The sequence below is a fragment of the Flagellimonas oceanensis genome (genome assembly GCF_003992595.1).
Lineage (GTDB): Bacteria > Bacteroidota > Bacteroidia > Flavobacteriales > Flavobacteriaceae > Flagellimonas > Flagellimonas oceanensis.
The window spans coordinates 300,065-322,780 of the sequence record NZ_RZNA01000047.1 but is presented as its reverse complement, the minus strand read 5'-3'; the positions used below and the strand labels follow the sequence as shown (position 1 = coordinate 322,780).

The 22,716-nt window shown below is 41.5% G+C and carries 24 protein-coding genes; 9 read left to right on the top strand and 15 right to left on the bottom strand.

The features are described 5' to 3' along the window. The first annotated feature begins 365 nt into the window (after positions 1-365). Positions 366-2,768, top strand: coding sequence for a TonB-dependent receptor (locus EO132_RS14560; RefSeq protein WP_235856474.1), 2,403 nt, complete (start codon positions 366-368; stop codon positions 2,766-2,768). Positions 2,769-2,880: 112 nt separating this feature from the next. Here EO132_RS14560 and EO132_RS14555 read toward each other — a convergent pair whose 3' ends face one another. From EO132_RS14555 to EO132_RS14545, 3 genes are all read right to left on the bottom strand, one after another. Then, entirely contained in the window at positions 2,881-3,888 is a 1,008-nt protein-coding gene (locus EO132_RS14555) for a 3-oxoacyl-ACP synthase III family protein (protein ID WP_127138550.1), read from the bottom strand. A gap of 97 nt (positions 3,889-3,985) precedes the next feature. Beyond that, positions 3,986-5,296: an ABC1 kinase family protein gene (locus EO132_RS14550; protein WP_127138549.1), complete on the bottom strand. Its 1,311-nt coding sequence runs from the start codon at positions 5,294-5,296 to the stop codon at positions 3,986-3,988. A 5-nt stretch (positions 5,297-5,301) separates the two neighbouring features. Further along, the gene (locus EO132_RS14545; RefSeq protein WP_127138548.1) at positions 5,302-5,958 is read right to left on the bottom strand and encodes a TetR family transcriptional regulator C-terminal domain-containing protein; all 657 of its coding nucleotides are present in this window, start codon (positions 5,956-5,958) and stop codon (positions 5,302-5,304) included. A 323-nt stretch (positions 5,959-6,281) separates the two neighbouring features. On the opposite strand from EO132_RS14545, the gene htpG reads away from it, so the two are divergent. From htpG to EO132_RS14530, 3 genes are all read left to right on the top strand, one after another. Beyond that, positions 6,282-8,168 (top strand): molecular chaperone HtpG, encoded by a 1,887-nt coding sequence (htpG, locus tag EO132_RS14540; RefSeq protein ID WP_127138547.1) that lies wholly within the window; start codon positions 6,282-6,284, stop codon positions 8,166-8,168. Between the two features lie 92 nt (positions 8,169-8,260). Next, positions 8,261-9,601 carry a hypothetical protein gene (locus tag EO132_RS14535; protein WP_127138546.1) on the top strand — a complete coding sequence of 447 codons (1,341 nt, stop codon included), beginning with the start codon at positions 8,261-8,263 and terminating at the stop codon, positions 9,599-9,601. Between the two features lie 6 nt (positions 9,602-9,607). Then, positions 9,608-9,964, top strand: coding sequence for a DoxX family protein (locus EO132_RS14530; protein WP_127138545.1), 357 nt, complete (start codon positions 9,608-9,610; stop codon positions 9,962-9,964). Here the strand turns inward: EO132_RS14530 and EO132_RS14525 are convergent. Together EO132_RS14525 and EO132_RS14520 are read right to left on the bottom strand one after the other, a co-directional pair. After that, the gene (locus tag EO132_RS14525) at positions 9,961-10,371 is read right to left on the bottom strand and encodes a hypothetical protein (protein ID WP_127138544.1); all 411 of its coding nucleotides are present in this window, start codon (positions 10,369-10,371) and stop codon (positions 9,961-9,963) included. The two genes, EO132_RS14530 and EO132_RS14525, sit on opposite strands and share 4 nt — an antisense overlap. Then, positions 10,364-10,942, bottom strand: a complete 579-nt coding sequence (locus EO132_RS14520; RefSeq protein WP_127138543.1) for an RNA polymerase sigma factor — start codon at positions 10,940-10,942, stop codon at positions 10,364-10,366. The genes EO132_RS14525 and EO132_RS14520 overlap by 8 nt, the downstream gene beginning before the upstream one ends. Positions 10,943-11,076: 134 nt before the next feature. On the opposite strand from EO132_RS14520, the gene EO132_RS14515 reads away from it, so the two are divergent. Together EO132_RS14515 and EO132_RS14510 are read left to right on the top strand one after the other, a co-directional pair. Continuing rightward, the gene (locus tag EO132_RS14515; protein WP_127138542.1) at positions 11,077-11,430 is read left to right on the top strand and encodes a DUF6249 domain-containing protein; all 354 of its coding nucleotides are present in this window, start codon (positions 11,077-11,079) and stop codon (positions 11,428-11,430) included. A 65-nt stretch (positions 11,431-11,495) separates the two neighbouring features. Beyond that, entirely contained in the window at positions 11,496-12,128 is a 633-nt protein-coding gene (locus tag EO132_RS14510; RefSeq protein ID WP_127138541.1) for an MOSC domain-containing protein, read from the top strand. 50 nt (positions 12,129-12,178) lie between these two features. Here the strand turns inward: EO132_RS14510 and EO132_RS14505 are convergent, their stop codons facing one another. Continuing rightward, on the bottom strand, positions 12,179-12,556 hold the full coding sequence (locus EO132_RS14505) for a hypothetical protein (RefSeq protein ID WP_127138540.1): 378 nt from the start codon (positions 12,554-12,556) through the stop codon (positions 12,179-12,181). 212 nt (positions 12,557-12,768) lie between these two features. Between EO132_RS14505 and EO132_RS14500 the strand changes: the two genes are divergently transcribed. Further along, a complete protein-coding gene (locus tag EO132_RS14500) occupies positions 12,769-13,641 on the top strand; it encodes an AraC family transcriptional regulator (RefSeq protein ID WP_127138539.1) in 873 nt (290 codons plus the stop codon). A gap of 5 nt (positions 13,642-13,646) precedes the next feature. Here the strand turns inward: EO132_RS14500 and EO132_RS14495 are convergent, their stop codons facing one another. Next, positions 13,647-14,417 (bottom strand): S1/P1 nuclease, encoded by a 771-nt coding sequence (locus tag EO132_RS14495; RefSeq protein ID WP_127138538.1) that lies wholly within the window; start codon positions 14,415-14,417, stop codon positions 13,647-13,649. Positions 14,418-14,597: 180 nt separating this feature from the next. Further along, complete coding sequence (locus EO132_RS14490) at positions 14,598-14,765, bottom strand: lmo0937 family membrane protein (protein ID WP_127138537.1); 168 nt, start codon at positions 14,763-14,765, stop codon at positions 14,598-14,600. A 199-nt stretch (positions 14,766-14,964) separates the two neighbouring features. Here EO132_RS14490 and EO132_RS14485 point away from each other — a divergent pair, with 199 nt between their 5' ends. Further along, a complete protein-coding gene (locus EO132_RS14485) occupies positions 14,965-16,227 on the top strand; it encodes a DUF819 family protein (RefSeq protein WP_127138536.1) in 1,263 nt (420 codons plus the stop codon). 45 nt (positions 16,228-16,272) lie between these two features. Further along, entirely contained in the window at positions 16,273-16,971 is a 699-nt protein-coding gene (locus tag EO132_RS14480) for a DUF4369 domain-containing protein (RefSeq protein WP_235856473.1), read from the top strand. 1 nt (position 16,972) lies between these two features. On the opposite strand, the gene EO132_RS14475 is transcribed toward EO132_RS14480, so the two are convergent. The 7 genes from EO132_RS14475 to EO132_RS14445 form a co-directional block, all read right to left on the bottom strand. Then, positions 16,973-17,245 carry a hypothetical protein gene (locus EO132_RS14475; RefSeq protein WP_127138534.1) on the bottom strand — a complete coding sequence of 91 codons (273 nt, stop codon included), beginning with the start codon at positions 17,243-17,245 and terminating at the stop codon, positions 16,973-16,975. A 28-nt stretch (positions 17,246-17,273) separates the two neighbouring features. Then, a complete protein-coding gene (locus EO132_RS14470; protein ID WP_127138533.1) occupies positions 17,274-18,242 on the bottom strand; it encodes a type I phosphomannose isomerase catalytic subunit in 969 nt (322 codons plus the stop codon). Positions 18,243-18,246: 4 nt separating this feature from the next. Further along, the gene (locus EO132_RS14465) at positions 18,247-18,654 is read right to left on the bottom strand and encodes a 6-pyruvoyl trahydropterin synthase family protein (protein ID WP_127138532.1); all 408 of its coding nucleotides are present in this window, start codon (positions 18,652-18,654) and stop codon (positions 18,247-18,249) included. Next, positions 18,651-19,184, bottom strand: a complete 534-nt coding sequence (idi, locus tag EO132_RS14460) for an isopentenyl-diphosphate Delta-isomerase (protein ID WP_127138531.1) — start codon at positions 19,182-19,184, stop codon at positions 18,651-18,653. Before idi ends, EO132_RS14465 begins: the two co-directional genes overlap by 4 nt. A gap of 56 nt (positions 19,185-19,240) precedes the next feature. Continuing rightward, positions 19,241-20,143 carry a PorP/SprF family type IX secretion system membrane protein gene (locus EO132_RS14455; protein ID WP_235856472.1) on the bottom strand — a complete coding sequence of 301 codons (903 nt, stop codon included), beginning with the start codon at positions 20,141-20,143 and terminating at the stop codon, positions 19,241-19,243. 49 nt (positions 20,144-20,192) lie between these two features. After that, entirely contained in the window at positions 20,193-22,166 is a 1,974-nt protein-coding gene (locus tag EO132_RS14450; protein WP_127138618.1) for a T9SS type B sorting domain-containing protein, read from the bottom strand. 76 nt (positions 22,167-22,242) lie between these two features. After that, a partial coding sequence (locus tag EO132_RS14445; protein WP_164732355.1) for a hypothetical protein occupies positions 22,243-22,716 on the bottom strand: 474 nt, incomplete at its 5' end.

The following is a 22,716-nucleotide window of genomic DNA, read 5'->3' as shown; positions in this document are numbered from 1 at the left end:
TGTAATTTTCAATTGAAAATGTCGTCTATTATTCATAACTTATTGTCATTGGTAAGACTGTATTTTTATAGTTAATGGTTAGTGTTTAGTATAGCTTATCAATGTATAACCCCGGTATTTTTTACCGGGGTTTCTTCTTTTCATAAGCTAACCGAATAGTCTTATCCAACCCTGCCACCTTACAAAGGTGGGGAATCCACAGCGCTTTCCTGTTAAAGAATGTTAAAATAATTTTCTGCTGTAACATTCCACGAGCCAAGGCGTCTTAAAAATGACATCAGTCAATCATCAATCAAATCAATCATCAATCAAAAAACGAACTACTCATGAGACATGTGAGCTTTCTATTTGCACTATTTCTGTGCATGACATCCCCATTTTTTTTATCAGCTAATACCGCGCTCGGTGTGGTCAACGGAAAAGTTGTGGACAACACCACCAATCAGCCTGTTGCCTATGCAGCTATTGTCATCAAATCCGAAGACGGTGCCAAAACCATAACCGGTGGCATCACTACAGAAGAAGGGGACTTTGAAATCAAAAAACTGCCCGATGGCACCTTTATTTTTGAGGTACAATTCATCGGGTACAAAACCTATTCACAAAAGTTGGTCATCGCCAAAGGAAAGCGTAACCTCAATTTAGGAACGGTAACCTTGGAAGAGGAGACCAAAGAGCTCGAAGGCGTGGAAGTGGTTGCCGAGCGCACAACAATTGAACAGCGTGTGGACCGAAAAGTAATCAATGTAGGGAAAGACTTGACCACTGCAGGTGCTTCGGCATCTGACATTATGAACAATATTCCATCGGTAAATGTGGATTCCCAAACGGGCGACATCAGCCTTCGCGGAAATTCCAACGTCCGGGTAATGGTCGACGGGAAACTTTCCAATGTTCCCGTAGCACAATTGCTAAAGCAAATTCCTTCCACAGCGATAAAATCCATTGAATTGATCACAAATCCATCGGCCAAGTACAATCCGGAAGGGATGAGTGGTATCATCAATATTGTACTGCACAAAAATGCGAACATTGGTTTCAACGGAAACGTAAATATGGGCCTTACCAAAGGTATCGAAGCCAAATTCAACAGCTCCATCGATTTGAACTACCGCAATGGGAAATTCAATTTTTACGGAAACTATGGCAACAATATCGGCAAATGGGTAAACGATGGAAGTATTCTTCGCTTGGAGGAAAACTCCCGTCAAAAGTTTGACTTTTTCAACAACAACAAATCACATCTATACAAATTGGGGGTAGATTTTTACCTGAACGACAAAAACACGGTTTCCTTTTTTACCAATCAGAACATCTATGAAGGGGAAGGCACGGGAAACACGGAAGTATCTTATTTCAACAATCCATCCCGAAATGTGACACAATTGTTCTTGGACGATTCCAATAACCAAAGTGAGCAATACAATTTTGACTATAAATTGGATTTCAACAAAGAAGGGCACAACATTGAATTGGAAGTGGACCACAACCAGTTTGAAAGCGAACAAGATGCGGATTTCAGGTCCATTGGAGCCTCTACCTATCCTGATTATATGGATTTTGTGGATACCGAACGTACCCAGACCACGGCCAACTTGGATTATGTAAACCCGCTGGACAGTATCTCCAAATTGGAGTTAGGGCTTCAATCAAGGAGTTTTGAGACCAAGGTTGACTATTCCTCCACAGGGCAATCCTTTAATTCCAACGGCAACTTGGCACCTACACCGTCCACTAAATTTGTGTACGATATGGATATTTATTCGGCCTATGCGACTTTTGGTCAGAGCTACGAAAGATGGTCCTACCAAATGGGCGTGCGTATCGAGGATGTGCAGGTAAAAGCAGACACCAATGCTGTACGTGCCTTTACCGATAAGTATACTGAAATATATCCCTCTGCCTTTGTTACCTACAAACCGAACGAAAAGGATCAACTGCAATTGAGCTATAGTAGACGGGTGGACCGACCTGGGTTGCAGCAGGTAAATCCCATCAGGGAATTTGCCACTCCACTGATCTCATCCTTTGGAAACCCGAACTTGGTTCCCCAGTTTACCAGCTCCTATGAAGTGAACTACACGAAAAGAATCAAAAATGGAAGTGTAACCGGTGGTGTTTTCTACCGAAGAATTTCGGATGAGATCAATAGGGCCATTTATGTGGACCGATTGGATTTGAACAAGACCATCCTTACCTATGACAACTTTGACAAAACATCCGCCTACGGAGTTGAATTGTCCACCAATTACCGCCCTGCCAAATGGTGGAACATCAATGGTAGTTTTGATATGTTCTCACAAACACAAAGAGGTCTTACGGAAACTTTGAGCACCACAGACCCTGAACCAAGCGAAGCAGATATTCTGGAACAACGGGTAAAGGTTGACAATACCGCTTGGAACCTTAGAATGAACAATAGTTTCACGGTAAGCAAAAAACTGACGCTTCAAGCTTTTGGTTTCTACCGAGGACGCAACAAAAGCATACAATTCAATGCAAAGCCCATGTACTTTGTAAACATGGGAGCTCGCTACAGTTTTGCTGAGGGCAAGGGCACATTGAGCTTTAACTATAATGATATTTTCAACACCATGCGCTTTGCCTTTGAAGGGGATTACCCTTACGCACAGGAAGGTTCCTTTAATTGGGAGAGCAACAATGTGTACGTAGGACTATCCTACCGATTTGGAAGCGGAAAAAACCGAGCGAAGCAACGTAAGAGAAGAGACAACAACACCAAGCAAGGTGGTGGCGGAATCCTATAAATATAATTGATGCTCCATACTTGAGTGTTGGTTGGTTATCTTGTGAGAGCATCAATGAAAAACCCCGATCCATATGGATCGGGGTTTTATTTTTAGCTCTTTTTTGATGGAATTACCAGCGAATGATCACACTGCCCCATGTAAAGCCACTACCAAAAGCAGCAAGCACCACCAAGTCACCTTCCTTGATTTTTCCAGCTTCCCATGCTTCGGTCAAAGCGATCGGAATCGACGCGGCCGTAGTGTTTCCGTATTTCATGATGTTGTTGAAGACTTGGTCATCCTTCAAACCAAACTTCTTTTGGATGAATTGGGAAATCCGTAAGTTGGCCTGATGCGGAATCAACATATCAATATCCTGAGGGCCCAAATTGTTTTTCTGCAGACCTTCCATAATGACCTCACTGAATCGTACCACTGCATTTTTAAAAACAAACTGGCCGTTCATATGAGGAAAATAGGATGTATCCTCAGGATCATTATCCTCAATGATGTCGTTTACCCAACGTTTCCCCATACCGGGAGCTATCAATGAAAGCTCTTCGGCATGTTGTCCTTCCGAATGTAAATGGGAGGATAAAATTCCTTTGGAAGTGTCTTCTTCACGGGTCAAAACGGCAGCCCCGGCACCATCACCAAAAATAACGGACACCGCCCTACCCCTTGTGGTCATGTCCAAACCATGCGAGTGCAGTTCGGAACCAATGACAAGTACGTTCTTGTACATACCACTTTTAATGTACTGATCGGCAACGGATATCCCATATACAAAACCAGAACATTGATTTCTTACATCAAGTGCCCCTACGGTCTTTATACCTAGGTCACGCTGCACCAAAACACCGGGGCCGGGAAAATAATAGTCGGGACTGAGGGTGGCAAAAACGATAAAATCAATCTCATCCTTGTCGATGCCAGCACGCTCGATTGCCTTTTTGGCCGCCTTTACGCCCATTGAGGTGGTCGTATCGGTGCCTTTAACAACATGGCGCCTCTCCTTTATCCCGGTACGCTCTTGTATCCATTCGTCATTGGTGTCCATCACTTTGGACAGATCGTCGTTAGTGACCACATTTTCAGGGACGTAAAATCCCAATCCTGATATTCTTGAGTTATACATTACAAAGTGCTTTAACTATTGAATCTTTAAAAAAAGATAGGCTAATTAACGGAAAATTAAAAAATATATCACAAGAACTGGATATATATTAAAGAAATTAGTCCATGTACTTTTCAAAATGATTTACCTCAACCTTGGCTTTCAAATCATGCAAGAGATTATAAAGTCCAAAGAATGTGCGGTTTATGTACAAGAAATGTTTCGAACCTCGGTTCCCGTTCATTTTTCGGATTTGCTCGTCCTTTGAATAGCGTTCACTGAGATTGGCGATTTTCGACCAGAAGCCTTTATCCCCAAAATCAAAAGTCTCTTTATGGAAAGGCGATGTGAAAATGATCAGCATTTCTTTGAACAAGGCTTTGAAAAACTGTAATTCTTCTTCGGAATCTGTTGGTGTTAAAATCTCCAGTTCGTACAATTTCTCCATGAAGATTTTATCGTTATTGATATTCTCTTCTTTAGCCAATTCAAAATAGGGCACATAGAAATCCTCTGGTATTTGCTTGATGCACCCAAAATCGATGGCAATCAATTTACCATTGGAACTGACCAAGAAATTACCGGGATGCGGGTCGGCATGCACGCGTCTTAATTTATGAATCTGAAACATATAGAAATCCCAGAGTGCCTGACCCAACGTAGTGCCAAGCTCTTTATCGAAATCGGTCTGGGTAAACTCCCCCAAATGGGTCCCTTCCATCCAATCCATGGTCAAAATACGCTCGCTTGATAATTCACGGTAATATTTTGGAAACTGCATGTTAGGGATTACAGCACATTCCGTGGTAATTTCGTGGCTTTGCTCCAATTCCAAAATATAATTGGTCTCCTCGACCAGTTTATGCTCTACTTCCTTAAAGTATTTTTCGGAATCCTTACCTTTTAAATTGAACATTTTAATGGCCACGGGCTTTACTAGCGCCAAATCGCTGCTAATACTTTCGGCCACCCCAGGATACTGGATTTTGACCGCCAATTTTTTACCATCTTTTTCGGCACGGTGCACCTGACCAATGCTTGCAGCGTTCACGGAGTCCTTTTCAAATTCGTCAAAAATGTCCTCTGGATACTTACCCAAATATTTTTTGAAGGTCTTGCGCACCAAAGGTGCGGACAAAGGGGGTACTGAAAATTGGGATAAGGAAAACTTTTCCACGTAGGCACGTGGCAAAAGGTTCTTCTCCATACTGAGCATCTGGGCCACTTTAAGGGCACTGCCCTTTAAACTTTTGAGCCCGTCGTAAATATCCTCGGCATTGTCCTGGTCCAAGGTATCTTTTGAGGTCTCCGGGTCCACGAGTTTTTTACCGTAGTATATTACGTAGTTCCCTCCTATTTTAACCCCGGTTTTAACCAGCTTTCCTGCTCGCTCTATTTTTCCAGTGGGGATGGTATCCAAACTCTTCATTGGCCTTATGCGAATTTCTCTTTATAAAGGAATTTTCCGAAATCCACGATTTTTTCCAATGGTGTGCTTTCGAAAATCTGAAAAATAGTAGTCACGGATTTTTCAATGGCGATATCGGTCTTCTCAAAACCTGGAGAACCATCTTCCATCCAAAATTTTAGGATGAAAAGGAACTGCAACCAAGCACCTTCTGAAAACAAGGGGGCGTTATATTTGAAAATCTTCATGTTTTTCTCCTCATTTCGCCCCTCTATCAAAGTAGAGGCAAAATCCTTGAACCTCTTGCGCAATCCCTTCAACTGGGCCAAGCCTTCCAACGAATACTTGTGCTCTTTCATAATGAACAGCACATAGCTCCTGTTCAAGGTGATATTCTCGAAAAACGTAAAGAAAAAGGTTAGCATTTTCTCCTCATTCGTCATGGAGGCATATTGCTTGTTTTTTTGCATTACCCCGTAACTATTGTCGAAGAATTTATTCCAAATGGATTGCTGTAAGGATTCAAACGAACCAAAGAACCCATAGAATTCGTCTTCTTTTATTTTATGATCTTTACAGAATTTAAATACCGAGCTTGGCACCTTTTCATTTTCCAAGACGGATTCCATAAAAAGGCTTACAATTTTATCCTCGGTGATTTTGGATTTAGTAGTATTTGCCATTTTGGTATTTTTTTGAAGAATTAATACGGCTTTGTTGCGCAATCCAGCTTTTAAAGAAAATGCACTTTCTGGCGAAAGTGCATTTTCACAACCTAACCAATAAATAAACAAACTTGTTATAGTAGTACTATCTCATAGCAATTTTTATCCTATAACACCGCTAATATAGTTATTTTGTTTAACCTTTATCAATATTAAATAAACAAAATTATGTTAAAATTGATGTATGTCGCTCATACTGCCTTTCAAATGTCAGTTTGTCAGATTTGACACTATGGTATTTTTTTTGACCATCAGCAGTAAAAAGCATAAAAAACAAAACGATGGCTACAGGTAAAATCAATGTTTCAGTAGAGAACATTTTTCCCTTGATCAAAAAATTTCTTTACAGTGATCACGAAATTTTCTTGAGGGAACTTATTTCCAACGCTACGGATGCAACCTTAAAACTTAAGCACCTTGCTTCTATCGGGGAGGCGAAAGTCGAATACGGAAACCCGATGATCGAGGTAAAAGTGGATAAGGACAATAAGCGCATCCACATTATAGACCAAGGTATCGGTATGACCGAGGAGGAAGTGAAAAAGTACATCAACGAAGTGGCTTTTTCAGGTGCAGAGGAATTTTTGGACAAATACAAGGATGCGGGTAAGGATGCCGGCATCATCGGGCATTTTGGGCTTGGTTTCTACTCTGCCTTCATGGTGGCGGAAAAAGTGGAGATCATTACAAAAAGTCACAAAGAAGAGCAAGCCGTGCACTGGAGCTGTGATGGATCCCCAGAATTTTCCATTGAACCGAGCGACAAAACCGAAAGAGGCACCGAAATTATACTTCACATTGCAGAGGATTCCACAGAATTTTTGGAAGATGCCAGAATCCGTGAACTTTTAGTGAAGTACAACAAGTTCATGCCCATTCCGATCAAATTCGGAACAAAAACGGAAACGCTTCCAAAACCCGAAGGTGCCAAGGAAGATGACCCAGCACCGACCCAAGAGGTGGACGACATTATCAACAATCCAGATCCTGCATGGACCAAACAGCCCACAGATCTTAGTGAAGAGGATTACAAAAGCTTTTACCGAGAGCTCTACCCCATGCAGTTCGAGGAACCGTTGTTCCACATCCATTTGAACGTGGATTATCCTTTCAATTTAACGGGTATTTTATATTTCCCAAAGTTGACGAACGACCTTAGCATACAAAAGGATAAAATTCAATTGTACCAAAACCAAGTGTTCGTAACGGACAACGTAGAAGGTATTGTTCCCGAATTCTTGACGATGTTGAAAGGGGTGATCGATTCCCCGGATATTCCATTGAACGTTTCACGGTCATATCTCCAGGCTGATGGTGCTGTAAAGAAGATTTCTTCTTACATCACAAGAAAGGTAGCAGACAAATTGACCTCCCTCTTCAAGAACAACCGCGAGGATTTTGAACAGAAATGGAACGACATCAAAGTGGTTATTGAATACGGAATGCTGTCCGAGGATAAATTCTTTGACAAAGCGGACAAGTTTGCCCTTTATCCATCCGTTGATGGCGACTTCTACACCTTTGAAGAGCTGGAAGCCAAGATCAAGGACAATCAAACCGACAAGGATGACAAATTGGTGGTATTGTATGCTTCGGACAAAGAGGCACAGCACAGCTACATTGAAGCTGCCAAGAAAAAAGGATATAAAATCCTCTTGTTGGATTCCCCAATTGTGCCCCACTTGATGCAAAAACTGGAAACCTCTAAAGAGAACCTATCCTTTGTACGGGTGGATGCCGACCATGTGGACAACCTCATCAAAAAAGAGGATACGGCCATTTCGAAATTGTCCGAAGAGGAAAAAGAGAAGTTGAAGACCGAGATCGAAGAAGTGACCAAGGACAAAGGATACACCATTCAGATGGAGGCCATGGAGAGCAGTGCTTCACCTTTTATTATTACCGAACCCGAGTTTATGCGAAGAATGAAGGAGATGCAGCAAACCGGTGGAGGTGGCATGTTCGGAATGGGGAATATGCCGGATATGTACAACCTTATTGTTAACACCAATCATGAGTTGGTCAGCGAAATCCTGAACACCAAGACCGCAAAAAAACGGGAACGATTGATCAATCAATCCTTGGATTTGGCACGTCTATCCAAAGGGCTTCTGAAAGGCGAAGAGCTAACGAACTTTATCGCTCGAAGCTACGATATGATCAAATAAGCTTACATTTTCTATAATCAACACGCAAAACCGCTCCAAACGAGCGGTTTTTGTATTTTATGATTATCTTGGAAGGGTAAACCAATCAAACCGTGGGCGCCAACAACGATTACAACAGTCCTTCCTTTAAAAAATTATTGGACTCCTTGCAGCAGCAAAGCTGGGAACTGGAGCTGATTATTTCCGGGTTTGCCATTTTTGGACTCTTTACCGCCTACGAACCGCTTCGTATCGAAACGGTCAATGCGGAGAACGAACAGCAGATCTATCGGTTTGTGGTCTATCTGATCCTTCAGATTTCCTGCTCTATTCTATTATTCAATTTATTGCTGCACGTCATCCTTCGAGGACTTTGGATTGGTTCCTTGGGCCTTAGGTACGTTTCTGGGGATATAGAATTTGAAAAACTCCGGTATTCCGAGCGCTTCACTACATATTTAAAAAAGCGAATCATTTCTTTTGATCGGTATATTGCCAATTTGGAAAATTATTGCAGCGTTCTTTTTGCGATTTCCTTTTTGCTGATTTTCTATGTACTGGCCTTGACAATGATTATCCTGTCCATTGTGCTCGTGGCCCATTTCATCATTGAGAGCGATTATCTGCCGCAGCGTTTTGCCAGCGTTTTCGGGGCAATACTCATCATATTTATCATCACGGGCATGTTCTTGACCTTTTTTGATTTTCTGACACAAGGCTGGCTCAAAAAGAAAAAATGGATATCCAAGATCTATTTTCCCGTCTATTGGGTCTTTAGTTTCCTCACACTTTCCTTTCTCTACAGACCTTTGGTCTATAATTTTTTGGACAACCGTTTTGGGAGAAGACTCATACTGTTTTTAGTACCTATTTATATCGCCATTTTAATGATTACCAGCTTGGAGTATCGTAGCTCCAATTATCTGGAAAAGGATCAAAACTCATCCAGCACCTTTGCCAATAAGGAAAACTATTTGGACATGCTTACGGAAGATGATGATTTTCCAGGAAACATGGTAATCCCATCCAAAGTCATTACTGATCCCTATTTACAGGTTTTTGTTCCATTTTCCGAAAATCTGGAAAATCGTGTTTTTGACTACAATGATTCCTTGAGGCCAAAAAATGATCGTAGGGGACTTTCCTCAAGTATGAGAATTACCACTAATTGGAGCGACCAAATTACCAGTGCACGTCAAAAGGACAGTATCCGCAAAGTCTACCTGAAAACTTTCAACGAAAGTTATTCCTTTAGAATAGATACGCTTGATGTGGACGAAGATTTCATATTGACCACAGGAATAAACGACATTCTTGGTTTTGAGACCTTTCTTGACATATCGCAATTGAAGGAAGGCAAGCATCTTTTAAGGCTTCGTCGCAAAAGAAAGGAAAAAGATGCGGTAGTGACCGTTACAGATGTTACCTTACCGTTTTGGTATTTTAAAAATTAGAGATTTATGGCTCCTTGGCACCTTTATGTAATGGCCGGCATGTACATTTTTGCAGGTTTGATGCATTTTATCAAGCCGAAGATGTATATGCGCATCATGCCCTTATATCTTCCAAACCATAGGCTTTTGGTCTACTTAAGCGGCATCGCTGAAATTTTGTTGGGGATAGGTGTTTGTTTCGATGCCACCCGAAAACTGAGCACATTCGGTATTATTCTAATGTTGGGCATGTTTCTATCGGTACATTTTTACATGCTATCAGGCGAAAAAGCGTCCGCCGGCATTCCCAAATGGATATTGATTCTTCGGATTCCCCTACAATTCTTTTTGATGTATTGGGCATATTACTATGCTTATATCTAGAAAACAGTCTTCTGCATTTGCTTTTTTAACCAAGGGACTTGGGCAAAAAACAGTAATCCAAAGGATAGGAAAGCATATACCGTTACTTTAGAAAAAGTAAAACTTTGTACCCATCCCCTATCTGCATGGAACCACTTTTCCATATTCACGTTTTTAAACCATCCTTGACTGTTATCCACTCCAAGTTGGGAACCCATTATAATAAGTAAAGCGATAAAAGCAATAAATACAGCCGACAACACTTTCCCAGATACGATGGGTTTGTATTGAAAAACCTCCTTCGGAGTATCAACTTCGAATTTGTGCATCACATTTTGGGTAAAATCCACAGAAGGGGACTCCAACGGAGCTTCTTCCATGAGTTTATCCACAAAAGCTTCCAGTTTTTTATCTTCTTGTTCATCCATTGCTTTGCAATATTTCTTTGTTCACGCTCTTTTCCATAATACTGGCCAATCGTTTTCTGGCCCTGTACAACCTTACCTTCAGTGTATTTACTGGAAGACTGGTCGCTTTTTCCATTTCTTGCAGATTCTTTTCCTCAAGATAAAACAAAGTGAGGACTCCTGCATCTTCTGCCGATAGTTTAGACAGACATTGATTAATCAACTCACTCCGTTCGGTCTCCAGCATTTTCTGAAATGCCGTGTCCAAATCCGCGTAGGCGATTTGATCGATGTGTTCCAAATCGGTATGGATTCGTTTCTTTTTTATTTTTCTTATTCTGTCCAAACAAGTGTTATAGGCAATTCTATACACCCATGTGGACAGTTTAGAATCACCTTTAAAATTCTGCAAGGACTTAAATACCTTAATAAATACGTCCTGCGAAACCTCTTCAGCCTCTTCCCTATTGCCCAACATTCTAACGGATAATGTAAAGACCATATCCTTATAGCTATCCACCAAATCGGAGAACGCGCGGGTATTGCCCTTGCGCATTTCCGAAATGAGTTGTTTATCCTTGTTGGTCAGCATTGTTCATTGGACGCCAAAAGTTGGATTCAGGTTACACAAAAAATAATTTTTGTAAAAAATGTAACCTCATCCAAAAAACCGTCGTCATAGCTTATGAACAAATAAATTACGAATAATCATTAAAACGAACAGTTATGGGATCAGAAGTAATCATCATACCAATTATTTTCGGGGTCATTTTCGCCATTGCCTACCTTTATTTTTCAACACGGAACAAGGAACGCTTGGCCTTGATAGAAAAAGGGACGGATGCCAGTATTTTTGTCAGGGGCAAGAGAGACAAGGCCGCTCCGGTCTGGAAAATCATCATCCTAAACCTGGCCTTGTTGCTCATGGGCATTGGGGCAGCCATTTTTGTAGCTTCCATATTGCACTATAGTTTAGGTGTGGATGAGGAAGTTGCTTATCCAGGAAGTATCTTCTTGATGGCCGGTGTAGGACTTTTTGTTGGCTTCACAATGACCAAAAAATTAGATCAAGAAGATTGATTTCTACTTGAATTAAAAATGAAAGACCACCGTCATCAGCGGTGGTTTTTTTATACCTTGCCATTATGAAAGTTATCTCCACAAACCTAGGCAAACGCACCAAAATCATTTGGAACGGCAAGGAAACCATGACGGGCATTTACAAATATCCAGTTGAACAACCATTATATTTGGATACAGATGATGTACAAGGCGATACCGTTGTAGATAGAAAATACCATGGTGGTACGTACAAGGCTTGCTATTTATTCTCGGCAGATAACTATCCGTATTGGAAAGAAAAATATCCCCTTTTGGATTGGGATTGGGGCATGTTCGGAGAAAATCTTACCATTGAAGGTCTGGACGAATCACAAGTAAGCATAGGCAGTACCTATAAACTCGGTAATGCCTTGGTACAGATTACCCAACCTCGGGAACCCTGTTATAAACTGGGCATTCGGTTTGGCAACCAAGATATCTTGAAACAATTCATTGATCACGGATTTCCGGGCACTTATATTCGTGTGCTACAACCTGGAAAAGTTGCCATTGGTGATACTATGGAAATGGTGGAAGATTCAACAGCCACTTTGACCGTTCAACAATACTATAACTTGCTTTTTGCCAAAACCAAAGACCAGGATGTGTTGCAAATGGCCATACAAAATGAAGCACTGCCATTGGAGAAAAGGGAGAAGCTTAAAAAATGGGCATAAAAAAAGGGGGCCTCTCGACCCCCAATGCACATAAAAATTAACTAAACAAACTATCTTACTACCATTTTTTTCTTGTAGGTTCCAAATTTGTCCACTACAACAATGGTATATTCATCTTTAAAAGCTTTTTCAAAGTTGAAAGACTTTTCAACAACGATATCGCCGTCGATAGCTTCGTCAAAAACAAGTCTTTCTTCGCTATCGTATACTTTCAAAAGCACTTTTCCTTTAGAAACATTCAAAAGGTTCATCATGATTTTTTGACCTTTCTTTACGAATGTTGGATCAAGGTTTACTTTTACCAAATTCTTTTCAACCTCATATTTGGCTACTGTTTTTTTACCAAAGTCGGTTGCTTCTGTGTTTGCCATTCCAATCGCACTGATCAAAAGGGCAGCTGCTACTGTTAGGTTCTTTACTACTTTCATAACACTTCGTTTTTTTAAGATTACAGTACAAATGTATGGCGCAATGACGTACAGGAATACCACCATCTTTTCCACTTTATGTGCTATATTAACAGGGTATATGTTTTAACATAGTATTAATGATAAAATAGCATAACTTTATGGTAACATTGTGGATATTTGTGTTTTAAACACATTTGTAACTTTGCCATAAAGAAGAAAAATTGCACTAAATGAATCAAAAACCTGCATTTGAAGCAATAGCTCCCAGTTTTGGTCACTCATTCACGTTCCAAAAGTTCAACGAGAACAATGAGAACAAGAACAATGGATGGCATTACCATCCCGAACTGGAGTTGGTATATGTGAACGGTGGGTCTGGGAAAAGGCAAATAGGCAGCCATGTGTCCTATTATAGGAATGGTGACCTTATATTAATAGGTTCCAATTTACCTCATTGCGGTTTTACCGATAAGCTCACTGGTAACAAAAGTGAAACCTTGGTTCAGATGAAAGCGGATTTCTTGGGAAGTGATTTTTTCAACATTCCGGAAATGAAAAACATCCAGAAATTGTTCGAGGTAGCCAAAGGTGGTATCGCGTTTTCTGGAAAGACCAAAATGAAGGTCGGGGAAAAAATGGAGATCTTGGAATACCAGACCGATTTCCAACGCTTGCTCTCCATCCTTAATATATTGAACATCTTGGCCACCTCAACCGAAATGAACGTGTTGAACGCTGAAGGTTTCTCCATGGAGACCGAAGTAAAGGACAACGACCGTATCAATATTGTCTTCAATTATGTGAAGACAAACTTCAAGGAAGATATTAGCTTAGAGCAAATTGCGGATATGGTAAGCATGACGGTTCCCTCTTTTTGTAGGTACTTCAAGAAAATCACCAACAAAACCTTTACCCAGTTTGTCAACGAGTACAGATTGGTACATGCCTCCAAACTTTTGGCAGAGCAGCCAATGAGCATTACACAGGTATGTTACGACAGTGGTTTCAACAACTTTTCACACTTTAATAAGTCTTTCAAAGCCTTTACGGGACAAAACCCATCGGAATATAGAAATCAATTAAAGACGGTTCTACAATCGTAATAAAATCAACTGAAAATCTCATTGAGAACCTTAGCCAAGCGCAATCCTCCTCTTTGGAGTTGCTGGAACAGTAGATTGTTGTAATCGTAGGAATAACGATACCCAAGTTTTTCGCCCACTTCAACGGAATCATACAGTTCCGCGCATATCTCATGGGATTCATCCACCCAATCGTATATGGTACCCTCTTGTATTTCCTTTCGCTTTTTTCGGTCAACCTCGTGGAGTTCATTTGCCAACTCTGTATAGGTCATCCCGTAGGACTCAATCAAGTTCTTGTCCCATACCCGGTGCAGATTGCTTCCTTCGCCGAACCATTGTACTTGTATATCGTTGCCGCCTTTATCCTCTCCCCTGCTAGCATGCATGGGTTGGTGTAGGTCTCCAATGAAATGGATCAGTAATTTAAGATGGAACACGCGATCTTCACGACTATTCTTTTCATCCTTTACCTTGGCAATACATTCCTGAATGGCCGTGACGATATCCCCGTACTCACTTTTCTCAGAATCCTGGTAATCCATCCCTAGTGGATAATTCACATAATGCCAAGCTGAGTATTTGGAATACGAACGGTCCGCTTTGATGTCATCTGCAAAAGTGGAAACAAAGGCCAGGCTATGGCCATCCAATAACTCATTCAAGGCCCTTTTGGCCTTTCCTGTAAGGTATTCTTGCGCAATCTCACCGGTAACACGGTGTCCTGTCTTTCCCCAAAAGGCATTACCAAAAACAAAAACAGGAAATAATAGGAGCAGCACCAAGGGTTTTCTCATTTTTTGACGTCTCTTGTTTGTAATGGAATTCACATAGCTAATTTTCAGAATGTTTTACCAATTAGCAATCAATATTACAAATTTGGGTTTTTTTTAACTATTGTGGCAAAAATGGGAACCCAACAAAAAACAGTTGTGAAATCATCCACAACTGCTTTTTATTTTACTACTGTAAATTTTCTATAAAGGTCTTCGTCCTGATATAATATTGTACAGGATTGCAATCACTGCGATTACCAATAATATATGAATAAGGCTACTGGTTCCTATACCGGCCACAACTCCAAAGAAGCCCAATACCCAAATTATTATACAAATTACGGCTACAAGCCAAAGTAAACTTCTCATCTGTTCTAGGTTTTAGTGTGTTAATGAAATAAAATTAGACCATTCAAAATCAAAACGTTAACCCAATGAAGGCAATTGTTAACTCAAAAAAAGCTTGTCCTTTTGGTTACTTCATTAAAAGTACATTGGCAAAATAATGGAACTCTCCATCCAGCAGCTGATGATTTTCCTATATTTGGGCTTCTAGCTTAAAAAATATATGGACCAACTACCATTTACCCAAGACACTGTCATCTTTGGGCTCCTTTGTCTCTGTTTAGGTTTTGTTTTTTATACCTCATCCATTAAAACCGGTTTTTGGGGTAAATTTTATCGCGTGGTTCCCACAGTCCTTATGTGTTATCTGTTACCGGCTATTTTGGCCAGTGTGGGCATTATTGATGAATCATCGTCCAACACCTATTATGTCGCCAGCAGATATTTGTTACCTGCTGCGCTGATCTTAATGACGCTCAGTATTGATTTGAAAGCCATCATGAATTTAGGCTCAAAGGCTTTGGTCATGTTTTTGACGGGTACTGTGGGCATCGTAATTGGAGGCCCCATCGCCATTTTGATCGTTTCCATATTTTCACCCGAAACAGTAGGTGGTGTAGGGCCAGATGCCGTTTGGAGAGGACTTGCCACCATTGCGGGCAGTTGGATTGGCGGCGGTGCCAATCAAGCGGCCATGTTGGAAGTGTTTAAATATAACCAAGAAAACTACGGGGGCATGGTGCTGATCGATATCGTGGTCGCCAACCTTTGGTTGGCAGTAATCCTATTGGGTGTGGGCAAGACCGAAAAAATAGACCGTTGGCTCAAGGCCGACACTTCTTCCATCGAGGATCTCAAGGTAAAAGTTTCCACCTATACCGAAAAAATCGCGCGGGTCACCACTCTGAAGGATTTCATTATGTTGTTGTTCTTTGCGTTTGTCGGAGTGGGGATTGCCCATTTAGTAGGGCACCATTTCGCTGCTTTTCTACAAAACAATTTTGAAGTCGTTCGAAATCCCCAGAAAATATTATCCTCACTTGGATCGGAATTTCTTTGGATGGTTGTCTTTGCCACAGCTATCGGGATTGGTCTTTCATTTACCAAGGCCAAGAACTATGAAGGTGCCGGAGCCAGTAAAATCGGGAGTATATTCATTTATATTTTGGTGGCCACCATAGGTATGAAAATGGACTTGGGCAAGGTGCTGGATAATCCGGGGCTTATCGCCATCGGATTGATTTGGATTACCATTCACGCCGGATTGCTCATTTTGATGGCAAAAATCATAAAAGCACCGTTCTTTTTCTTAGCCGTGGGCAGTCAGGCCAATGTGGGAGGAGCAGCCTCTGCCCCTGTTGTGGCGGCTGAATTCCATCCGTCCTTGACCTCTGTTGGTATACTCTTGGCCGTTTTTGGGTATGTTGTGGGTACCGCAGGAGCTTATTTATGCGCTTTGTTGATGGAAGTCGCCTCGAATGTTTAAATATTTTCAGAAGATTATGCATCTTTGCCCAGCTAAAATTATATGATGAAGCGAATATTGTTTGTATTGCTTGTTGGAATTACCGTGGTGTCCTGTGAAAAAAACACGGAGAATACCATGACTGTTAGTGGGAACATCAAAGGCCTTAAAAAAGGGACCCTCTATTTGCAACAATTCAAGGACTCCTCGCTGGTCAATTTGGATTCTTTGGAAATTCAAGGGGACGGAACATTCAGTTTTTCCGAAGAGGTGGCAGAGCCCGAAATATTTTACCTCTACCTCAATAAAAAAGACAACAACGACATCAATGATAGGATTACCTTTTTTGGGGAAGCTGGCAACATTGTGATCAATACAGCTTGGAATACTTTTGATACCAATGCGGAGATCTCTGGTTCCAAATCCCATGAAAAGCTTTTGGAATTTTACGAAATGAACTCCAAGTTCAATATCAAGGAACTTACCTTGGTAAAGCAAGGTACAGCTCCAGAAATGTTGGAAGATTCCGTTGCTTTGGATTCCATACAACGTTTGGTCAACCAAAATACCATCAGTAAATATCGCTATGCCTTAAATTTTGGATTGAACAATGGAGATTCCTATGCCACACCGTACATAATGATGACCGAGGCCAAAGAAGCAAACCCAAAATACTTGGACTCCATTTACAAAGGATTGACTCCTGAGGTTGCGGCTTCCAAATACGGAAAGCAATTCAAGGAATTTCTAGATAAAAACAACTAAGCTAAGCTTCAAGGCTATTGAGCCGTTCAATCAACTTGGTTGCCTTTTCTTCCAATTCTGTCCGAATGGATTTAAAGTGGGATTTGGTGTCCTCCACCTTTTTTTGATTGATTTTGTCCATCAATGTGTCATAAACCTCAATGGCTTCGTCTATAATTACAGTTCCCTCTTCAGATTCTTTGGTTCCAGAGCCGGCTTCCCAGATATAGACAGCCTCTATTATGTCTCCCAAGACGAAATTGACATCCTTTTTTAAATCACGAATACTTGGCATAACGCGGTGGTTTTCATTAAAGATACTATTAAATAGTAACTTCTAAAAGTTTGGTGCCCTGGGTATCAACTTCCACATAAGTACTTGAGGCCGAAACAAGAACTGTCTCTCCTTTTTTTATGGATGCGCTCCCCCAATCGTTGTTGATCGTGGCCGCACCACCCACGCACATATAGATGGTAAATGAATCCCTATCGGACAGATCTTGCTTCATGGATTGGGACAATTCCATAAAGTTGGTTTTAAAGTAAGGACAGTCCACCATCGCATTGACCTTATCCTGTTTTTTGGGGTATTCCACTTTAAAATCGTCCTTCTTTTCATAATCAATGGCATCTACGGCCAAACTGGTGTGCAATTCACGGAGGTTTCCGTCTTTGTCCCTTCGATTAAAATCGAACACCCGATATGTAATATCAGAGGTTTGTTGGATTTCAGCCAGAAGCACTCCCGCTCCAATGGCATGTATTTTTCCAGTATTGATGAAGAAGGTATCCCCTTCCCCTACTTCTTCGTAATTCATCAAGTCGGTCAAAGTCCCTTCATCAAGGCTTTGCACATACTCTTCTTTTTCCACATCTTTATTGAAACCCACGATCAATTTGGCTCCTGGGTCAGCATCCATAATGTACCACATCTCGGTTTTTCCAAAGGAATTGTGACGTTCTTTGGCCAACTCATCATTCGGGTGCAATTGTATGGAAAGATCTTTTTTTGCATCAATGAATTTGATGAGAATCGGAAAATCGTTCCCAAATCTGTCTACAACACTCTTTCCAAGTAATGCTTCTCCCTGCTCATCTATCAAACCTTGAAGCGAAGTCCCTGCCAAATCGCCATTGGACACTTCGGATATGTCTCCGTCCACTCCGGAGAGTTCCCAGCTCTCACCGGTGATATCATTTTCAATGGGTTTGTTTAAAACATCTTTCAACTTGGTTCCTCCCCAAAGTCGTTCTTTAAGGATTGGTTTGAATTTTAATGGGTATAGGTTCATTTTTCTATCCTGTGTAGGTTACAAAATTTCGAGGGGTTTCATAGAGTACCACCTCCAACTCCTTATTGGAATCTATGTGGGGGCGCAGTTTGTTCCATATCACTACCGCTATATTTTCGGCCGTAGGGTTCAGGTTCTCAAATTCCGGCACGTCTAGGTTCAGGTTCTTATGGTCCAATTTATCCTCCACCTGTTCCTTGATCAATTCCTTGAGCACTTTAAGGTCCATTACAAACCCTGTTTCAGGGTCTATTTCCCCTGTAACACTCACGATAAGGTCATAGTTGTGACCGTGATATTTTGGATTGTTGCATTTCCCGAAAACGGTTTTGTTCTTTTCGTCGCTCCAATCTGGACGGTGCAATCTATGGGCTGCGTTAAAACTGGCCTTTCTACTTGCTTTTACCTTCATTTTGCCGGTGTGTTTTCCATAAGATGGTTGTAGAAACGTTCAAAAATAATTTTGAACCATGCTGTATATGCATCAGGATTACTTACCATGTCTTTTTTGATTTCCTCAGGATGCATCCATTTCCAATCGGCAACTTCATCTGGATTGATGTTGGGCTCATCTTCAAAATAGCCTACCATTACGTGATCGAACTCGTGTTCGGTAAGGCCATTGTCGAAAGGGGCTTTATATATAAAGTTGAAGAGTTCCTTAAGCTCCGTGGTAAAGCCCATTTCTTCCATGAGTCTTCGTTTGCCTGCGTCCACATTGCTCTCCCCTTCCCGTTGATGACTGCAACAGGTATTGGTCCATAGCAGTGGGGAGTGGTATTTATCCTTTGCCCTCTGCTGAATCATGGTCTCGCCTTTGGCGTTCATCACAAAAACCGAGAATGCACGGTGCAACAATGCCTTTTCATGAGCTTCCATTTTGGGCATCAACCCTATGGGCTCGTCCTTTTCATTTACAAGTATCACTTTTTCCTCTCTCATAAGGTAAAAATATGACCTTTGTGGCTAAATAACGGGAATAGGTGTCTAAATTCTTCCTAAAAGAAGCGTGGGGATTTCATGTTTCCAATGTTCCTGATGAAATCATACCGAAGAATGATTTCAAAGGAACCATCATTGAAAGTGGCCGCTCCAAGCTCGGTAATCTCTCGATCGTAGGCCATTCCAATCATCAATTGATCGGAGATCATAAAGCCAAAAAGACCACTGAATGCGGCATCCCAACGATAGGCCACGCCTCCAATGAACTTTTCATTGTACATAAAGTTAGCGGAAAGGTCCAACTGCAATGGTGATCCTTGCACTGCTTTGGTCAAAAGTGTGGGCTTAAACTTTAAAACTGGATTCAAGTCCCAAACATACCCGGTAATAAGGTAAAAGTTCATCTGCTCCTTTGCTGTTGAGGCTGAGGATGAATCAAAATGGGTGGTTTCCAATAACCTTGGCGCAGAAATCCCTGCATAGAATTTATCGGTATGGTAGTATACCCCGGCACCAATATTGGGTGAGAACTTCTTTAAATCCCCTTGGTTCAATTGGTCGTCAATTGAATATTCGTCCAATTCGGAAAACCTAACATCCAACATGTGTGCGCTTGCTTTCAGACCAAAACTCAATCTTCCTTCCCAGCTTGTTTGAATGGTATAGGAGAAATCTACATCAAAATACGTTTCAGAAGTTGGCCCAATCTTATCATTCACAACGGACAGTCCCAATCCCACACCGCGATAACCGACAGGCGTATGAACGTTCAACGTCTGTGTTTCGGGCGCACCATCAAGTCCCAACCATTGGTTACGGTACAACGCCGCAATACTCAAGTGTCCACGTGAACCCGCATAGGCAGGATTTACACTTACGGTATTGTACATGTACTGGGTGTACTGCGCATCTTGCTGTGCATGCAAGTTTACCATTGCTAAAAGCAAAAGGGCAAGCATACATTGGGTTTTTCCTTTAAAAAGTTCGTTCAACACAGTAAGCATTTGTTTATCTATTAATGTATATGTAGCCTGTAAGCTGTTTCATAGTCCCTGACTGATTTTCATAATCTATAACATAGAAATATGTTCCGACAGGAAGTTTATTGTTCTGATCTACCGTGACCCTACCTTGGGATGTACCATCAAATTCATTCCCCGTAGTATTGTATGCTCTCGTTTGATACACCATCACTCCCCACCTATTATAAATCTTAACAGTGTTGTTGGGGAAGTTTTCAATCCCTCTGATTTCCAGGGTATCATGTCTACCATCTCCGTTAGGGGTAATCACATTGACCACATCGACCTCTTCTTCATCTGTACTTAATTCCCCTAAATCTGGATCGAGATAGTTTGGTATACCATCTTCGTTGGAATCATCGTTGGCATAGTTTCCATCTCCATTCTCATCTTCATCCATGGTCTCGATACCGTCATCATCGTCATCCGAATCCCTGAAATCGGGTATTCCATCTCCATCATTATCCGGTAAGGCAGTACTTGGGTCATCCATTTCATCATTGACATCCATATCAATCACGGTTTCCCCTTCGTATCCATCATCCAAACCATCGTTGTCTTTATCGGAACCGATGAGAGATACTTCTGGAACACCATCATGGTCAAGATCGTGCCCTTCAATAGCATCAGGAACATTGTCATCATCGCTATCTTCATCCACATAATCAGGGAGTCCATCACTATCGGAATCAATAGGAATCAATCCCACATTTCCTCCCGTTTCATAGGCATCATCCAATCCATTGTTGTTGGCATCCATCAAACTAGGCGGAATGTAACCTAAGGCAAGTTGCGCTTCTACGTTATCCGGAATTCCATCGTTATCACTATCGATATCCAGGTAATCAGGGATTCCATCACCATCGGTATCCGTTGGGTTGGTTGATGGGTCATTATCGTTGTCAGCATTCAAATCCTCAAAGCTGTCCACTATTCCATCATTATCACTATCCAAGTCAATTCCTGAAGGACTTACAATGACCGTGATCGTTGCCGTACTGCAATTCCCATTCGAATCACATACGGTATAATCAAAGGAATCCGTGCCTGTGAATCCTGAATTCGGTATGTAGGTAATATTGTCATCGGAAGGATCATTAGCTGTTCCGTTGTCATTCAATACAGCTGTTCCGTTTGATGGGTCCGTAGCAGTAACTGAGCCCGTGGCCGGTATGTCGTTATCATTAGCTCTCCACGAGACAACCGCTTCCACTCCGATATCCGTTGATACTGAATCATCATTTGTATCCACAATGGGAAGAACATCCACAGTGACCGTAGCGGTGCTGCAATCCCCGAAAGCATTACAGATTGTATAGTCAAAACTATCACTTCCATTATAATCAGGGTTCGGTGTATAGGTCAAGATATCATCGGTCGGGTCATTGGCGGTTCCATTGTCATCAACACTTACATTTCCGTTTGATGGATTAGTGACCGTCAAAACACCTTCTGAAGGTAAATCTGAATCATTGTCAAATATAGGTGTGACTATGGATTCATCTTCGTTGACCACAATCATGTCATCAATTAGGTTTGCTGCCTGACTCATACACACCACTGTAAAACGCGGCAATTCGGTACTGTTTCCAACTTTTGTTATGGTGGCAACATACCGCATCACGGTCTGTGTGCTTGTTACTATTGGTCTTGTTTGATCGCCGCTCAACGCTGGACTCCAGCTCACAGTGGCCCCAGAAGGCACACTGGCCGATATATCCAAAACCACCTCATTGTTTGGGGCTTCGCAATCGGTTAAAATAAAATAGCCTGTTGCATTTGAGCCACAGAGTGTACCATCATAAGTTGCAAAATAAACACCAGGCTGGGTTGCTTCATAAAATGAATTGGTTCCCAAAACAGTTACAGTGTCCGATGCTTCGTACCATTGGTAATTGTGCTCATCGCCAGTATTGGGCGCTTGCAACAAAAACTGAGCATTTGCAAAGTTCATTCCCATAAAGAAAATGAACAGTCCAATGAGTAAAGACTTATATGAGGTGTTGGATTTCAAATCTATGTGTCTTTGATCATTATTATTTTACCACAAACACCACATTGATCAATGCATTGTAATCGGCAGGTTGTGCTTGAACTGTATAACTCAAATTACCATTCGCGTCTATTGTCATGCTTCCTGTATCAAAAACCGTAGGGTCTGCATAGGTAACATAGTAGTACAAATCTGTTCGGCCATACGTTGGAATTGCTGCGGGTGCACCTGCACTCCCCACCGTTGGCGAGCCATATTGATTGATATATTCTTGATAAAGATCGAGGCTAAACGTACCGTTACTTGAAGCATCAATGGCTATGGAAGGTGGGTAAAACACCCTTGCTGCTTTGGATGTAATTGGAGCTATTGCCTGAATCACATCTTCAACGGTTGCTTCAGTTGCCCCATCCCCGTTTACATCTACTGGAGTATCTGAATTTACTTCTGAGGCGTCCTGATTATCCGTATTGTCAAGGTAACCGCTAAGGTCGATCGGCGTAGCTGTAGGATCGCC

Excerpts from the sequence above, each read along its gene's own strand:
- EO132_RS14495 (WP_127138538.1), bottom strand. The coding sequence starts at position 14,417 with ATGAGAAAACCCTTGGTGCTGCTCCTATTATTTCCTGTTTTTGTTTTT.
- EO132_RS14455 (WP_235856472.1), bottom strand. The coding sequence starts at position 20,143 with ATGCTTGCCCTTTTGCTTTTAGCAATGGTAAACTTGCATGCACAGCAA.
- EO132_RS14525 (WP_127138544.1), bottom strand. The coding sequence starts at position 10,371 with ATGGATGAACAAGAAGATAAAAAACTGGAAGCTTTTGTGGATAAACTC.
- EO132_RS14505 (WP_127138540.1), bottom strand. The coding sequence starts at position 12,556 with ATGAAAGTAGTAAAGAACCTAACAGTAGCAGCTGCCCTTTTGATCAGT.
- EO132_RS14510 (WP_127138541.1), top strand. The coding sequence starts at position 11,496 with ATGAAAGTTATCTCCACAAACCTAGGCAAACGCACCAAAATCATTTGG.
- idi (WP_127138531.1), bottom strand. The coding sequence starts at position 19,184 with ATGAGAGAGGAAAAAGTGATACTTGTAAATGAAAAGGACGAGCCCATA.
- EO132_RS14480 (WP_235856473.1), top strand. The coding sequence starts at position 16,273 with ATGAAGCGAATATTGTTTGTATTGCTTGTTGGAATTACCGTGGTGTCC.
- EO132_RS14470 (WP_127138533.1), bottom strand. The coding sequence starts at position 18,242 with ATGAACCTATACCCATTAAAATTCAAACCAATCCTTAAAGAACGACTT.
- EO132_RS14560 (WP_235856474.1), top strand. The coding sequence starts at position 366 with ATGACATCCCCATTTTTTTTATCAGCTAATACCGCGCTCGGTGTGGTC.
- EO132_RS14485 (WP_127138536.1), top strand. The coding sequence starts at position 14,965 with ATGGACCAACTACCATTTACCCAAGACACTGTCATCTTTGGGCTCCTT.
- htpG (WP_127138547.1), top strand. The coding sequence starts at position 6,282 with ATGGCTACAGGTAAAATCAATGTTTCAGTAGAGAACATTTTTCCCTTG.
- EO132_RS14465 (WP_127138532.1), bottom strand. The coding sequence starts at position 18,654 with ATGAAGGTAAAAGCAAGTAGAAAGGCCAGTTTTAACGCAGCCCATAGA.
- EO132_RS14515 (WP_127138542.1), top strand. The coding sequence starts at position 11,077 with ATGGGATCAGAAGTAATCATCATACCAATTATTTTCGGGGTCATTTTC.
- EO132_RS14450 (WP_127138618.1), bottom strand. The coding sequence starts at position 22,166 with ATGGGAATGAACTTTGCAAATGCTCAGTTTTTGTTGCAAGCGCCCAAT.
- EO132_RS14475 (WP_127138534.1), bottom strand. The coding sequence starts at position 17,245 with ATGCCAAGTATTCGTGATTTAAAAAAGGATGTCAATTTCGTCTTGGGA.
- EO132_RS14550 (WP_127138549.1), bottom strand. The coding sequence starts at position 5,296 with ATGAAGAGTTTGGATACCATCCCCACTGGAAAAATAGAGCGAGCAGGA.
- EO132_RS14555 (WP_127138550.1), bottom strand. The coding sequence starts at position 3,888 with ATGTATAACTCAAGAATATCAGGATTGGGATTTTACGTCCCTGAAAAT.
- EO132_RS14530 (WP_127138545.1), top strand. The coding sequence starts at position 9,608 with ATGGCTCCTTGGCACCTTTATGTAATGGCCGGCATGTACATTTTTGCA.
- EO132_RS14500 (WP_127138539.1), top strand. The coding sequence starts at position 12,769 with ATGAATCAAAAACCTGCATTTGAAGCAATAGCTCCCAGTTTTGGTCAC.
- EO132_RS14545 (WP_127138548.1), bottom strand. The coding sequence starts at position 5,958 with ATGGCAAATACTACTAAATCCAAAATCACCGAGGATAAAATTGTAAGC.
- EO132_RS14520 (WP_127138543.1), bottom strand. The coding sequence starts at position 10,942 with ATGCTGACCAACAAGGATAAACAACTCATTTCGGAAATGCGCAAGGGC.
- EO132_RS14490 (WP_127138537.1), bottom strand. The coding sequence starts at position 14,765 with ATGAGAAGTTTACTTTGGCTTGTAGCCGTAATTTGTATAATAATTTGG.